General features: G+C 38.8%; 16 protein-coding genes. 13 read left to right on the forward strand and 3 right to left on the reverse strand.

All coding sequences use genetic code 11. The features are described 5' to 3' along the window. The first annotated feature begins 7 nt into the window (after window positions 1–7). The 4 genes from B1K71_RS09615 to B1K71_RS09630 all read left to right on the forward strand — a co-directional run bounded on the left by B1K71_RS09615 (window position 8) and on the right by B1K71_RS09630 (window position 3,858). Window positions 8–1,264, forward strand: a complete 1,257-nt coding sequence (locus B1K71_RS09615) for a methionine gamma-lyase family protein (RefSeq protein ID WP_077326338.1) — start codon at window positions 8–10, stop codon at window positions 1,262–1,264. A gap of 116 nt (window positions 1,265–1,380) precedes the next feature. After that, window positions 1,381–1,758 (forward strand): MerR family transcriptional regulator, encoded by a 378-nt coding sequence (locus B1K71_RS09620; RefSeq protein ID WP_077326340.1) that lies wholly within the window; start codon window positions 1,381–1,383, stop codon window positions 1,756–1,758. 22 nt (window positions 1,759–1,780) lie between these two features. Further along, window positions 1,781–3,118, forward strand: coding sequence for a type I glutamate--ammonia ligase (glnA, locus tag B1K71_RS09625; RefSeq protein WP_077326342.1), 1,338 nt, complete (start codon window positions 1,781–1,783; stop codon window positions 3,116–3,118). Window positions 3,119–3,333: 215 nt separating this feature from the next. Continuing rightward, window positions 3,334–3,858, forward strand: coding sequence for a GNAT family N-acetyltransferase (locus tag B1K71_RS09630; RefSeq protein WP_077326344.1), 525 nt, complete (start codon window positions 3,334–3,336; stop codon window positions 3,856–3,858). Window positions 3,859–3,972: 114 nt separating this feature from the next. Here B1K71_RS09630 and B1K71_RS09635 read toward each other — a convergent pair whose 3' ends face one another. From B1K71_RS09635 to B1K71_RS09645, 3 genes are all read right to left on the reverse strand, one after another. Continuing rightward, entirely contained in the window at window positions 3,973–5,202 is a 1,230-nt protein-coding gene (locus B1K71_RS09635) for a cytochrome P450 (RefSeq protein ID WP_077326345.1), read from the reverse strand. A gap of 115 nt (window positions 5,203–5,317) precedes the next feature. After that, on the reverse strand, window positions 5,318–5,548 hold the full coding sequence (locus tag B1K71_RS09640; protein WP_077326346.1) for a ferredoxin: 231 nt from the start codon (window positions 5,546–5,548) through the stop codon (window positions 5,318–5,320). A gap of 108 nt (window positions 5,549–5,656) precedes the next feature. Beyond that, window positions 5,657–6,292 (reverse strand): TetR/AcrR family transcriptional regulator, encoded by a 636-nt coding sequence (locus tag B1K71_RS09645; RefSeq protein ID WP_245799222.1) that lies wholly within the window; start codon window positions 6,290–6,292, stop codon window positions 5,657–5,659. A gap of 168 nt (window positions 6,293–6,460) precedes the next feature. Between B1K71_RS09645 and B1K71_RS09650 the strand changes: the two genes are divergently transcribed. The 9 genes from B1K71_RS09650 to B1K71_RS09690 all read left to right on the forward strand — a co-directional run bounded on the left by B1K71_RS09650 (window position 6,461) and on the right by B1K71_RS09690 (window position 14,318). Further along, window positions 6,461–6,730: a hypothetical protein gene (locus B1K71_RS09650; protein WP_077326348.1), complete on the forward strand. Its 270-nt coding sequence runs from the start codon at window positions 6,461–6,463 to the stop codon at window positions 6,728–6,730. Window positions 6,731–6,933: 203 nt separating this feature from the next. Continuing rightward, window positions 6,934–7,365 (forward strand): cytidine deaminase, encoded by a 432-nt coding sequence (locus B1K71_RS09655; RefSeq protein ID WP_077326350.1) that lies wholly within the window; start codon window positions 6,934–6,936, stop codon window positions 7,363–7,365. A 161-nt stretch (window positions 7,366–7,526) separates the two neighbouring features. Continuing rightward, the gene (locus B1K71_RS09660) at window positions 7,527–8,951 is read left to right on the forward strand and encodes an aldehyde dehydrogenase family protein (RefSeq protein ID WP_077326352.1); all 1,425 of its coding nucleotides are present in this window, start codon (window positions 7,527–7,529) and stop codon (window positions 8,949–8,951) included. Window positions 8,952–9,170: 219 nt separating this feature from the next. Then, window positions 9,171–10,109, forward strand: coding sequence for a glycine betaine ABC transporter substrate-binding protein (locus B1K71_RS09665; protein WP_077326354.1), 939 nt, complete (start codon window positions 9,171–9,173; stop codon window positions 10,107–10,109). 182 nt (window positions 10,110–10,291) lie between these two features. Continuing rightward, window positions 10,292–10,780 (forward strand): GNAT family N-acetyltransferase, encoded by a 489-nt coding sequence (locus B1K71_RS09670; RefSeq protein ID WP_342742122.1) that lies wholly within the window; start codon window positions 10,292–10,294, stop codon window positions 10,778–10,780. A 33-nt stretch (window positions 10,781–10,813) separates the two neighbouring features. Beyond that, the gene (locus B1K71_RS20150; RefSeq protein WP_245799224.1) at window positions 10,814–11,650 is read left to right on the forward strand and encodes a lysozyme inhibitor LprI family protein; all 837 of its coding nucleotides are present in this window, start codon (window positions 10,814–10,816) and stop codon (window positions 11,648–11,650) included. 749 nt (window positions 11,651–12,399) lie between these two features. Continuing rightward, a complete protein-coding gene (locus B1K71_RS09680; RefSeq protein WP_175631883.1) occupies window positions 12,400–13,152 on the forward strand; it encodes a PIG-L deacetylase family protein in 753 nt (250 codons plus the stop codon). Between the two features lie 66 nt (window positions 13,153–13,218). Beyond that, the gene (locus B1K71_RS09685) at window positions 13,219–13,563 is read left to right on the forward strand and encodes an ASCH domain-containing protein (protein WP_077326360.1); all 345 of its coding nucleotides are present in this window, start codon (window positions 13,219–13,221) and stop codon (window positions 13,561–13,563) included. A 131-nt stretch (window positions 13,564–13,694) separates the two neighbouring features. Next, the gene (locus tag B1K71_RS09690) at window positions 13,695–14,318 is read left to right on the forward strand and encodes a chloramphenicol phosphotransferase CPT family protein (protein ID WP_077326362.1); all 624 of its coding nucleotides are present in this window, start codon (window positions 13,695–13,697) and stop codon (window positions 14,316–14,318) included. Window positions 14,319–14,392 lie beyond the last annotated feature (74 nt).

The raw sequence follows: 14,392 nt of genomic DNA on the forward strand, positions 1-14,392 counted from the left end.
ACTGTAAATGATACAACAATTAATGAAACAGGCAGAAGCAGATTGCGAAGAACAACATAAACAAGTCAATCAAATAGCTGAATACAATCAAAGACGGGTTCTTAAAGCATTCCGGGAAAATCGTGTAAATGACAGCCATTTTAATTCCACCACAGGCTATGGCTACGATGATTTGGGAAGAGAAGTACTTGAAAAAGTATATGCAGATGTATTTGGCGGGGAAGATGCACTCGTCAGACCGCAACTGGTTTCAGGCACACATGCCATATCAACGGCACTTTTTGGTATGCTGCGTCCCAGCGACGAATTAATTTACATTACAGGGAAACCTTATGATACCTTGGAAACAGTCATTGGAAAAGCTGGTGATGATTCAGGTTCATTGCACGAATTTAATATTGGGTATAAGGAAGTTGCTTTGTTGGAGAATGGCGGGATTGACTATGCTGGTATTAAACAGTCCATTTCATCACAGACAAAAGTGGTGGCGATCCAACGTTCAAAAGGCTATGATGACAGACCATCTTTTACAATTGATGAAATTGCAAAAATGGTGCAATTTGTAAAGAACATCGATAAAAACCTGATTATTTTTGTGGATAATTGCTATGGTGAGTTTGTTGAGGAGCAAGAACCGCTTCACGTTGGTGCCGACGTTATAGCCGGTTCGTTAATCAAGAACCCTGGCGGCGGTATTGTTAGAGCAGGGGGATACATAGCAGGACGGGAGGACCTGATACTGCAGTGCGGGCATCGGTTGACTGCGCCAGGACTTGGTAAGGAAACCGGAGCAACCCTGGGGATGCTTCAGGAATTGTTCCAAGGGCTATTTCTTGCACCGCATATTGTAGCGGAATCGTTAAAGGGTGCAATTTTAACAGCACGTTTTCTGGAATTAACCGGATTTGAAACAACTCCACATTTTGAAGCGAAACGGACAGATTTAATCCAAGCGGTTACATTTCATGATGAAGCGAATATGGTGGCCTTTTGTCAGGCGATTCAACATAACTCACCTGTAAACGCCTTTGTGACACCATATCCAAGTGAAATGCCGGGTTATCAGGATAAAGTCATCATGGCAGCCGGTACATTTATCCAGGGAGCAAGTATTGAACTTACTGCAGATGGTCCGATCAGAGAACCATATACAGCTTTCGTACAGGGCGGACTGACGTATGCCCATGTGAAGATTGCGCTTGAGGAGGCTGTAATGCATTTAGGAGAGAAAGGTTTATTACCGAATATACAGGGTATTAAATAAAGAGCCAGATTTGGCTCTTTTCTTTTTTTATCCATGTCAGGAAACCTTACATTATATTGACAGATTAACTGACATTTGCTATGATAAGTATAAAATTACTGGAATGGGGGATATCAATGGATGATCAGGAAAGACGCTCCATGCCCTTATTTTCAATTGGCGTTGTCAAAAAGCTGACTGAATTGACTGCTCGGCAAATCAGGTATTATGAAGAACATGATTTGGTTCATCCGGAGCGAACATCCGGTAATCAGCGCTTGTTTTCTTTCCGTGATGTTGACCGCCTGCTGGAGATAAAAAATCTGCTTGAGCAAGGAATTAATCTGGCGGGAATTAAACACATAGTAACTGAAAAAGAAATTGTTAATTCGAAAGATGTAAGATTGGAAACCAAAAAATTACGTAAAATGGTCCGTAATGAATTATTGTTTGAAACTGGAAAAATGGGAAAGGCAAACATGCTGCAAGGTGAAATGTCCCGTTTTTTTCATTAAATTATAACTAGGAGGAACTTACATGAGTTCAGGTTTAACCAAGGAAGAGATTTATAAAATTATCGAGGAGGAAAACGTACGCTTTATCCGATTACAGTTCACAGACATGCTTGGGATCATTAAAAATGTAGAAATCCCGCTTGGTCAATTGGATAAAGCATTCGATAACAAAATGATGTTTGACGGTTCTTCCATCGAAGGATTTGTCCGGATTGAGGAATCAGATATGTATCTGCATCCGGATTTGGATTCATTCGTAGTGTTTCCATGGACTTCCGAAAAGGGGAAAGTAGCGCGTTTTATTTGTGATATTTATAACCCCGATGGGACACCATTTGAAGGGTGCCCGCGATATAACCTGAAACGAAATCTTAAAAAAATGGAAGAATTAGGGTTTGATGCATTTAATATTGGAACGGAACCGGAATTCTTTTTATTCAAGCTTGATGAAAAGGGAGATCCTTCACTTGAATTGAACGACCATGGTGGATACTTCGACCTTGCACCAACAGACCTGGGAGAAAATTGTCGCCGTGATATTGTCCTGGAACTGGAGGAAATGGGATTCGAAATTGAAGCATCCCATCATGAAGCAGCACCAGGTCAGCACGAAATTGATTTTAAATATTCAGATGCAGTAAAACACTGTGACGATATCCAAACATTTAAGCTTGTTGTTAAAACCATTGCCCGGAAACATAACTTGCATGCCACCTTTATGCCGAAACCATTATTTGGAGTGAATGGATCGGGAATGCATGTCAATATGTCGTTATTTAAAAACGGTGAAAACCAATTTTTTGACAAAGAGGGTGACATGCAGCTAAGCGATATTGCATATCAATTTACAGCAGGGGTTATTAAACATGCGACAAACTACACCGCTGTAACAAATCCGATTGTTAATTCGTATAAACGCCTTGTGCCCGGGTATGAAGCACCTTGTTATGTAGCATGGTCAGGTACGAACAGAAGTCCATTGGTACGTATCCCGTATTCACGTGGATTAAGCACACGTGTTGAGGTGCGAAGTGTTGATCCGGCGGCCAATCCATATATGGCAATGGCGGTATTACTTGCGAGCGGTCTTGATGGAGTGAAAAACAAACTGACTCCGCCAACACCGGTGGATCAAAACATTTATACTATGGATAAAGCTGAACGAATTGAAAATGGTATTAAAGATCTGCCGGCAACTCTGATGGATGCCCTGATGGAACTGGACAAGGACCCAGTGGTTGTTGCAGCAATGGGTGAACATTTACATGAACATTTTATGGAAGCAAAAGAAATCGAATGGGATATGTTCCGTACGACTGTGCATCCATGGGAGCGGGAACAGTATTTGGCAAGCTATTAATGTGGAAGATTGCCCACAGGATAGAACCGGGTAAATGGATTTTCCATCTAGATTTAAAGTTAAATAAAAAGTATTGCTGAATTTAATCAATGATATGAAGTTATACCCTTTGGATTTTCACATTGTCCAAAGGGTACTTTTATGGTAAAAATAAGTTAATAATAATGGAACAGGTGACTGGATAATCTTTTGACATTTTCAAAGGAGGAGTTTCTTTGAACTTTAACACTGAAAGATTAATAATTAGGCCATTTAAGAGTGATGACTTACATGATGTATTTAATATTTACAATAATGATGACACATGTAAATATCTCCTGCATGATAAGTGGACATATGAAAATTTGCATGAAGAGTTTAATAAGAAGCTAGAGAATAGTTCACTCACAAAAGAATCCATGTTAAGTTTGGCAGTTGCAAACCATATTAAGGTGATTGGCGATTTATCTGTTTGGTATACAGATATGAAAGATACTGTTGAAATTGGTGTTTGTTTCTCTAACGAAGTTGCGGGAAAGGGTTATGCAATAGAGGCTGCGAGTGGTCTGGTTAAGAATTTATTTGATAAATTTGGTGTGCACCGTATACAAGCTAATCTTGATGCAAGAAATAATGCATCCCAAAAGTTATGTAAGCGTATTGGTATGCGGAAAGAAGCGCATTTCATACAGGATTTTTGGAATAAAGAAGAATGGACAGATAGTATTATATATGGATTGTTGCTTTCAGATTTAAATTAAAGTGTATGCAGAAAGTTCATAACATAATAAAGACCGTCCATGCTGAAACATGGAACGGTCGGAATAGACTAACCCTCCCAACAAGCGGGGCTTTTGGTGAAGCAATTTATTCCTTTACTTAAATACTTTTATCGGAAGATGCATTAACGACTGCCCCGGTGCTGAATCGGTTAAATTGTTCTCCAAATCGAATGATTCCACAGGCTCAATCCGGGAAAATTTTTGTAAAAAGGTTTCCAACACAAGCTTTATTTCCAGCCGTGCAAGCGGGGCACCTAAACAGAAATGCTGTCCTTTACCGAAAGTCAAATGCTTCTTGTTGTTGGAACGATGAATATTGAGTGTGAACGGATCCTCAAATATTTCTTCATCCATATTGGCTGCACTCTGCCAAATAATGACTGAATCTCCCTTTTTCATTTTAGGACCTAATAAATTATTATCCTGCTTAACGGTTCGATCTCTCTTTGCGATATGAAAACGATAACGCAGCATTTCCTCGATAGCTTTTGGAACCAAATCTAAATCATTGCGCAGTTCTTGATACAGGGATGGATCGTCGTAAAGCATTGAATAAAACGTATTGGCCAGCGCATGACTGGTGGTTTCGACACCTGCACCTAAAAGAAACATGGATACTCTTACAATTTCATCATCCGTAAGCCTTTCGCCATCTACTTCGGCTTTAATAAGATCAGAAAGAATGTCTTCAGCTGGATTAGATCGTTTCTCGACAACTATTGGATAGAGATATTGATAATATTCTGTAGCAGCCTCTTGTTTTTTTCGTTCGATTTCTTCCTGGTTTGCTGTATTATAAGGTTGGAAGAGAATATCCACCCAATGTTTAAATTGAGATCGATCTTCTACAGGAACACCAAATAATGCTGTGATTACCATTCCCGGAAAAGGAGCCGTCAATGAATCAACAATATCAACAGTGGCATTTTCCTGTATGTTATCGATAAGTTCTGTTGCAATCTGTTGAATACGGGGCTCCCAAATTTTTAAGCTGCGAGGAGTAAAAGCTGCTGATAATAAGGAACGTCTTTTTCGATGTTCTGGTGGATCAACCATAATATTGATCTTATCAGGCTGTGTTCCTTCTTCACTATTCGCTCCTACAGAAATGGAAGTTCTAGGACCTTCAACTGAAAAGACTTCATGGTTCGTTAAAACTTCCTTAACATGCTCATACTTAAAAACATTCCAAGTCATCGTGTCTTCATCGAAGTAAACAGGCTGTGACCTGAGCATTTCTTTATACCAATGAAGTGGAAAAAACTCTTCCGAACGGGTTTGGAAGTTTTTAACTTCTTGCAATGGAATAATTTCTTTAGTCATCGAAAAATCTCCTTTACATTAAAATTTAGATGTTGATAGATAACAGCCTCATTCTATCCGCCATATATAAAACGGACATTTCATTTCCAGTTAAGCAAGTGAATCTGAATGAAGCTTACTTGCTAAAAGGCTGATCGGATAACCTCACTGAATCTGTGGGGCACTCCTCTATGGCTTCTTCTAAAGCATCAACTTTTTCCTCAGGTATTGGAATAGACCCCTGATTTTGATCTAATTTCACAAACGCGATTCCATCTTCATCAAGTTCAAAAATGTCTTGATCGATTCCCTCACAATTTCCACAGCCAATGCATGTTTCGCGATTAACGATCGCGTACTTTGTCATCGTAAAACCTCCATCTAATTCCAATTTCACTAAAAAGTTTGTAAGACATTCGGGCTATATTTGTTTAATCAAAATTACGGAGTCTGGTTTCATTTGCAGAAATGGATATTAATAAAATCCGTTTCGCAGATAATTAAATATCGTGTCTAAATATTTGTCGTAGGTTGCAGCCTCACATGATTCGGATGTCGATTCACCTGGAAGCAGTACATGGAGACTACCATCGTACAAAGGTTGTATTGCTCCATAAACAGCACCTACAAGAAGATGAATGTACTCATCAGAGTCCCGGCCATGGGATAATTCACTTAATGTTTGCTGTGCCGTTATTTTCAATCGGTGAAAAGCGCTAAGAATATAGGGAACGAGTGTCGGGTTTTGTTTCGTAAGTGATACCAGTTTACGCATTTTCCAGAAATGATTTGCTGTCAACTGCATCTTCATCAAATGGTACAGGATGTCAAGCAAAGGAGTGTTTTCAGACATACCTTCAATTAACTCTTCGGCCTCCCGGGTGGATTTAAAGGTTAGGGCAGCTGTTGCCACCGCTTCTTCCTTACAGGAGAAGTGGTTTGCAAATGTTCTCCTGGAATAAACAGCCCGCTGAACGATATCATCAATGGTAAAGCCGTCCAAACCACGATCAAGTGCGAGCTCGAATGCTGCCTCAGCCAATGCATTAGCAGTCGCCTTCTTTTTTATTTCACGCAAGCTTTTTTTGTCCATCGTATAATGCCTAAGCATACACCTTCCTTCTGATTATATTGCAAAAGCTATTCATCCAATATTATTGCAAATTAGGCATTAATGCACAATGGGCAATTTGTAGCGAATTTATGATTATACATAAAGAAGAAAACCTTTTTAATCAAAATTGTTTTTATTGGTTACTCTAATGATAAGGTGATAAAAATGAAGGCAAATGAAGATGATTACAAAAAATACAGTGATGCAATAGATTATATACAGCAAGGTAATAATGCCATGATTGATTTATTTAATGAAATGGAAAATGATTATGAGGTTATTGATTTCGACGATGAGGTTATTAATCAGATTAAAAAGGCAAAAGAAAAATTTGGGGAAGAGGAAGTCAATCATAAAATCAATACTGTTATACATGAAATGCTTTCCTGGCTTGAACTGGGAGATGCAAATACAGATAAGAAGGATAAAAAATGACCTGGGTGCTGTTTTTGTGAAATTACAGGGATTTCTATATTATAGGAACCATTCTCTTTTTGATTCGTATATAAAGTAAGGTGCATGTAGCGTGTCCAGTTGGAATATGGATTATTGTAACCCTGGAAGGTTTCTTATGCGGGGCGTCCTATTCAGCGGTATCTATGAATAGAAAAAGATAGAATGTTAGGGTGGTGGGAAATATGTTAAAGGTACGGTCTTTAGAAAACCAGGACTTTGAATTGATTCAGGAGGCAGAAAAAGTAATTGAGAAGAATTATAGGTATGGGCGGCACCATATTGGTTCAGCAGTGAGAACAGCATCAGGGAAAGTTTATGCAGCTGTACACGTTGAGGCAAATGTCGGCAGAATAACGGTATGTGGGGAAGCAATGGCAATTGGAAAATCAATTTCGGAAGGGGATCATGAATTTGATACGATTGTAGCGGTCGCTCATCCCCATCCACACGAAAATATGGAAAAATGCTGGGTAGTTGCTCCGTGTGGAATGTGTCGGGAGTTAATAAGCGATTATGGTAAAGACACAGATGTAATCATTACTTATAATGGTGAATTGGTAAAGTGTAATGTGATGGGGTTATTACCAGAAAAATATACAAGTGAACTTGAATAAATTTATTTCATTAGAGCCACCTGAATCATTCTTCCAATGGACTTGCATGTGGAAGTATTTTAAGCACTTTTTTGTAAACAATATCTGAAGCTTTTGTGTTTTTTAAACCGAAGTATCGGGTATTAAGGTAGATAGAAATATTTAAAAAGGAGCAATGTGCGATGCGTGATTATCTCAAGCACTATATTAATGGGGAATGGGTTGAATCCACAGGTTCAGAGACAATGGAGGTGATCAATCCGGCGACAGAAGAAGTTATGGGTCATATCAGCTTGGGAACACAGGAGGATTTGGACCGGGCTGTCAGGGCAGCGAGAGAAGCCTTTCCATTTTTTTCACAAACATCGAAAGAATATCGGATCGAATTGTTAGAGAATATTGCAAACGAATACGAAAAACGCAAAGATGATTTGGTGGAAGTTATCACAGAGGAGTTGGGTGCACCACTCAAACTTTCGGAAAAGGTACATTATATGATGGGTTATTCTCATTTTAAACAAGCGGCTGAAGAACTTCGAAATTTTTCGTTTACTGAAAAACGCGATAAATCGACGATTGTCAAAGAATCGATTGGTGTCAGCGGGTTGATTACTCCGTGGAATTTTCCAACTAATCAGACCTCGACCAAGATTGCAAGTGCGTTTGCTGCAGGCAGTACCGTTATCTTGAAGCCAGCGGAAATCACTCCTTATGCGGCAATGATTCTTGCAGATATTTTTGAAGCGGCAGGTCTTCCAAAAGGGGTGTTCAACCTTGTTAATGGTACTGGTGAAGGAGTTGGCAATGCTATCAGTTCCCATCCGGATATTGATTTTGTCTCTTATACAGGCTCCGGTGTCGCTGGACGTAAAGTGATGGAGAATGCGGCAAAAAATATAAAGAAAGTTGCACTTGAATTGGGTGGCAAATCCCCAATGATTGTGCTGGATGATGCCGATGTTCATAAAGCGGCTAAAATTGCTGTTGCAAATATCTCGAATAATACTGGTCAGGTTTGTACTGCAGCCACCCGCGTACTTGTTCCAAAGACAATGAAACCGCAATTCGAACAAGAAGTCAAGGCGGCTGTGGATAAATTGACTGTCGGTGATCCTAAGCAAGAAAACAGGATTGGTCCGCTTGTTTCGCAAAAACAATGGGATCGTGTCCAGGGTTACATCCAAAAAGGCGTGGATGAAGGAGCAAAAGTACTCATCGGCGGTACAGGCAAGCCTCAGGGGCTTAATCAAGGATATTTTGCAAAACCAACTGTATTTACAGATGTCAGCAATGAGATGACAATCGCCCAGGAAGAAATTTTTGGGCCGGTAACCACCATTATCCCGTACGACACCTTGGATGAAGCGATCGAAATCGCAAACGATACCGTCTATGGTCTAGCGGGTTATGTAGTTGGGGAGGATCCTGAAACATTACAAAAAGCGGCATCTGGCATCCGCGCAGGTCAGATTAGGGTGAATTCTGCCCCAACCGATTTCTCCGCACCGTTTGGTGGATTTAAACAATCCGGCATTGGACGCGAATGGGGCGACTTTGGTATTGAGGAATATCTTGAGCCTAAAGCAATCATGGGGCTCCCTTCATAATAATGGTGAAAATAGACCGGGCACCTGCCCGGTCTATTTTTAAATACGATTGGACCTCCATCACTGTACAAAGAATGGTTCCGCTGTCATTGGGACACCATAATTTGAATAAGGGAAGAGATTTTAACCCTAGTTCCTTTGCCTTGGGTTGTATTTAATTATTGGTTGTTTTATGATACTAATATTAAATAAATAAATGGAGGGTCTATTTAATACATTATGTGGAAAAAATTTAGCTTTGTAAGCGTTATTTTTATTTTAATGATGATTGCGTTGACAGCATGTGGCAACAGCGAAAGTTCAACTAACGATGATAGTGCCAATAATGGCGCTAATAGTCTTGGTGAGGAACAGGTGGAATTGGCGACAGATACATACCTTTCTAATATTGGCGCAACAAATGTGGTGAAACTAATACTGGAAGAAGCTGGTTATAGCGTTACGATCACTCAGACAGATGTAGGTATTGAGTTTTCGGGTCTTGCAGACGGATCATCTGATGCTTCAGTTGGATTATGGCTGCCAACCACCCATAAAAGTTATTGGGAAAAATATAAGGATAGCCTTGAAAAAATAAGTATGGTTACAGAAAAGGTGGAACTTGGACTAACTGTACCATCCTATATGGAAGAAATTGACTCCATAGAAGACCTGGCTAATAATAAGAACAATATTGGTGAGAAATTGGACTGGACAATCACCGGTATCAGTCCTGGTGCGGGTGAGATGAAACTGACAAAAGGAGAAGTGATGCCTGCCTATGGTCTGGATGAAAACTGGGAGCTTCAATCAAGCTCAGGCCCTACAATGGCGGCAGCACTAACGAGGGCTATTGATAAGAAAGAACCCATTGTAGTAACACTTTGGACACCACATTGGACATTCAATAAATTTGATTTAAAGATATTAAAGGATCCGAAAAATAAATATGGTGATCCGGATAATGTTTACTCGGCGTCCCGAAAAGGGTTTAAAGAGGATTCGCCACTAGCCTATAAAATTATTAAAGCATTTAGCCTGACGAAAAAACAAAATCAGGATATCATGCTCAATATTCAGTCTGGAATGTCAAACGAAGAAGCAGCGAAGAAATTTCTTGAAAACAATCCAGAGTTTAAAGAAAACGTGTTGAACAAAGCAAAGAGTAGTAACAAGTAAAGCCAAAAAAATGAATATAAGAAAGTAAGATAGAAAATGGGTGAAAAGATGCCCCGGTTGTGATATGCTCCCCTATAAGTGAGATGGAAAAATCTGTTTGCTTGTGGTGGAGCATTTTCATGTAGATAAGGAGAAAGGGTCTATAAAGATGATGAAAGGAGAAGTTCTATCTGACACAAATTATGAAGGCTAATGAAAGCCACGTTAAAGGAATTTCAAATATATGTATTCGGGGTTATTGGGCGACATATGGTGAAACTCACCGGAAAGATTGGATTGAAAGGGTTATTAGCGAATTTTATAATCACGAAAGGATATTAAGCGAAGTAACTGAATCAAATCGTGATTGGGGTGGATATTTTGTAGCTGTTGAGAACGGAGAAGTAATTGGTGCAGCGGGCGGAGGGATGATAGATGAAGAAGTCGGAGAATTATTCGTTATATACATTGACCCTGCAAGAAGAAATGAGGGAATCGGCTCCAAATTACTAGATGCTGTTACGAAACAACAAAAACTGGAATATAGGGCTAAGGAGCAGTGGGTATCTGTTCAAAAAGGAAATATGAAAGGAATTCCTTTTTATGAAGCAAAAGGGCTCATATTTAAATATGAAAAAGCACCAAAAGAGAATCCAATGTATATTAAATTAAGACATTCCAGAAAGATTTAAAAATTGGGTTACAAAAGAAAAAGGAAGTATTTTATGAAAAATAACCGGAACGTTTTAATGGTAATAGCAATATTAGTTATATTGGCTGCTTGTGAATCAACCGATAAGCAAACCACAACAATAAGCAGTGATGCAGGAATAAAAAGTGAATCCAAGAACATAGAAATTAGTGAAGCGAACGAAAGCAAAGAACAAGGTCAAGTCGTTACAGAGAAAAATGATAAAAATCCATCTGAATCCGGGGAAAATATTCAAATTGTGGGCGGAGAAGAAGCTGTCCAATACTTAAAGCAACAACTAAAAGAGGGATCAAACGATGATGTTTCGTTTGGTACCGATGGAAAACTTGAAACAGATAATATCGGCTCATATTATACAATTCAACTGGTCAATATACCTTTGCGTGTATCTGGAAAAACTGGAAATTTAGGTTACTACAAAGTTTATCAAAACGGTACATACGAACCATATCAATTGAAGTCTCATGGTAGCAACAGTGAAATTGCTGGGTATTCCCAGGAAGAATACCTCAAGAAACTTAAAGATATCGAAAAAGAGATGGAAGACTTACGAAAAAATTCGGAAGCCACAACAACATTAGATATGAAGGAAGAGGAGGTATACATATATAAAATTTGGGATGTAGAATTGAATGAAATTTACGATGCTCTAAAGGAATACCTCGATAAAGAACAGATGGATAAATTAAGGGTAGAACAACGGAACTGGATAAAACACAGGGATGAAGCTGCTAAAAAAGCATCGCAAAAATATAAAGGTGGATCAATGGAATCATTGGAATATGTGGCCGCACAAACGACCCTTACAAGAGAAAGGTGCTATGGCTTAGTTGCAAAATATATGAAGTGATTTTTTAACATTTGTACTTACAGTGGGCGCGCTTATCAAATAAGTGCGTCCTTTTGAATGAAATCATTAAGGGTGACACCTTATAAATGCCGGCGAGGCAGCCACTGGTGCAATAACGGGGTTCTGTACCACTCGTAGTGCAGCTGTGACTTTGCAATAAAGTTTGATAATTTTAATAATAGTTTGATAAAATTATTTTGACGATCTGGATTATGACAATTCGACATTTAATGGAATAAAGGAAGGGAAATACCTTTGTTTCGTTGCGCTAAAACTAGGAAAGAATAAGCTGCCAAAACAATGGATTAAGGATTGAGATATGAGCCATTGTTGTTTTATTAGGGCGCTTGGTTTGATCATTAGTTTCTTGTTAAGCAATACAAATTGGTGCTCTAATCGAATAGTTCGTCCTTCCAAACTGGGTGCAAGATCTACAAAAAGCTCGTCATTTTGGTTGGTTTCTTTTTTTTTAGCCCCCGTTTCAGAATGTTTTGGATTTATGCTAACATAAGAATAAACTTAAGGCTAAATTGTTATGCTGAAAGGAATTTTTTATGAGCAATTGGACCAGACAATTATTACATACTTCACGTGGTACGTTTCCTTGGACAACATACAGTATTGCTCACTTTGATGCATTTATTAACCAATAGGGCGAAATTAGGGGAGCTCTTACTTCTGATAAGAATTATTGTCCTTTACTTGAAATATCATATTAAATCTATAATTGCTAAAGTGAGATGAAAATAATGATACCATTCAAGATTCCAAATCCGTTTGATATGAAACGGGCGCTATTTATTCAACCGCACCCCGATGACAATGATATTGGCGCGGGTGCTACAATTGCAAAACTAGTAGATAAAGGGGTGGAAGTACACTATCTTACGGTAACTGATGGTGGTTCTGGAAGTACCGATGAACGTCTGTCAAATGAAGAGCTTATTGATATGCGGCAAAAAGAACAGAAGGAAGCCGGAGCAATTCTAGGTGTGAGGGACTTTCATTGGTTGGAGTTTTCCGATGGCCATCTATATGATCATGAAGAATTGCGGAAGAAGTTAGTGGGCGTGATTCGGAAGGTGCGTCCTGATATTATTTTTACCGTTGATCCTTGGCTATATTATGAAACACATATTGACCACATTGTTACAGGGAAAGTTGTATCTTATGCGGCTCGAGCAAGTGGTAATTTTCGATTTTATCCAGAACAACTTAAAAAAGGGATGGAACCGCATCGAGTTCAAGCAATAGGATATTATATGACCTACCATCCAAATACGTTTTTTAATGTGGATGGATTTTGGAAAGACAAACTTAAGGCAATTCAAGCACATAAAAGTCAGTTTTCTGGTGAACACCTTTCATTTGTAACTAACTACTTTACAAAAAAAGCCATGCAAATAGCGGATAAAGCCGATGAAGAATGTACATATGCAGAGTCTTTTAAAATTCTACCCTTGATGTTTCTTCACAGTAATGTAGATGCTATTGATATGTAGGCGAATTAGTGATTTATTGAAATAGTAATGGGGGTTCTATAAAGAAATTGTAAAGGGGAATAGATTATGAAGCACAAGATGAGATTATTTGAAACGCCATTTAACTCAATTAAATCAGGCCGAAAAACCGTCGAAGTACGTTTGAACGATGACAAAAGAAGAAAGTTAAATATTGGAGATGAAATTGACTTTATAAAAATTCCCGACGAAAATGATATTCTAACAGTGAAAGTTACAGGTTTAAGGAATTATAATTCATTCAAAGAAATGTACGAAGATATTTCTCCTAATGAACTAGATGCAGTTGGTGACACTGTTGAAGAAATGGTCGAACATACATATGAAATATATACTCCAGAAAAAGAAAAGAAATGGGGGACATTAGCAATTTTAATCAAGCCAAACGAGTAACACAGCTCTGCAGCGCTATTAGGAAGAAGCATCGATACAAAAAGGGCTGGTAAATAAATGATTTTATTATTTTAATTTTTTTGGTCAAGAAAAAGGCTCTGTTGGATTAAATTACAGAAGGAGTATATTACATGTTACCGATGGATAGTCCTGGACAGATTATAATTCTAAACGGCACTCCGAGATCAGGAAAATCTAGCATTGCCACTATTATTCAAGACACATTTGAAGGTGTATGGATGAATATAGGGGTTGATCAGTTCATGAAAATGACTCCTGAACGCTATCAGCCTGGGATTGGGTTACGGCCAGGGGGTGAACGACCGAACCTTGAACCGATAGTTATGCTTATGTATAGAGCTATGTATGAATCAATTGCTGCACATAGTCGGGTGGGGATAAATGTGGTAGTGGATGTTGGGCATCATGATGGATATTCTGTTCCGCGGGGCATTCTACCAAATTGTGCACGAATATTAAATGGGCTTCCAGTTTTGTTCGTGGGTATTCATTGCCCAATTGAGGAAATAATGAAACGACGGATAGATACATGGAAAGTTGGTTACACCGAAAACGGATTGATTCCAGTACCGGTCAAACGATGGCAGCATTACGTACATGTACCTGGAATCTATGACTTGGAAGTCGATACTTCAGTAATGACTGCTGAAGAATGTGCCAACTTAATTCATCAGCGACTTGAAAAAGGTCCGCCTCCGAAAGCTTTCCAATTAATTAGAGATATGAAAGTTTGATAGTGACATGTCATTTTTGGAATGTTGGCTAGTTTGCGGAATAAGCAAGGTAAGAAAAAAGCTTGTTAATAAGA

The sequence above is a fragment of the Virgibacillus siamensis genome (genome assembly GCF_900162695.1).
Classification (GTDB): Bacteria; Bacillota; Bacilli; order Bacillales; family Amphibacillaceae; genus Lentibacillus; species Lentibacillus siamensis_A.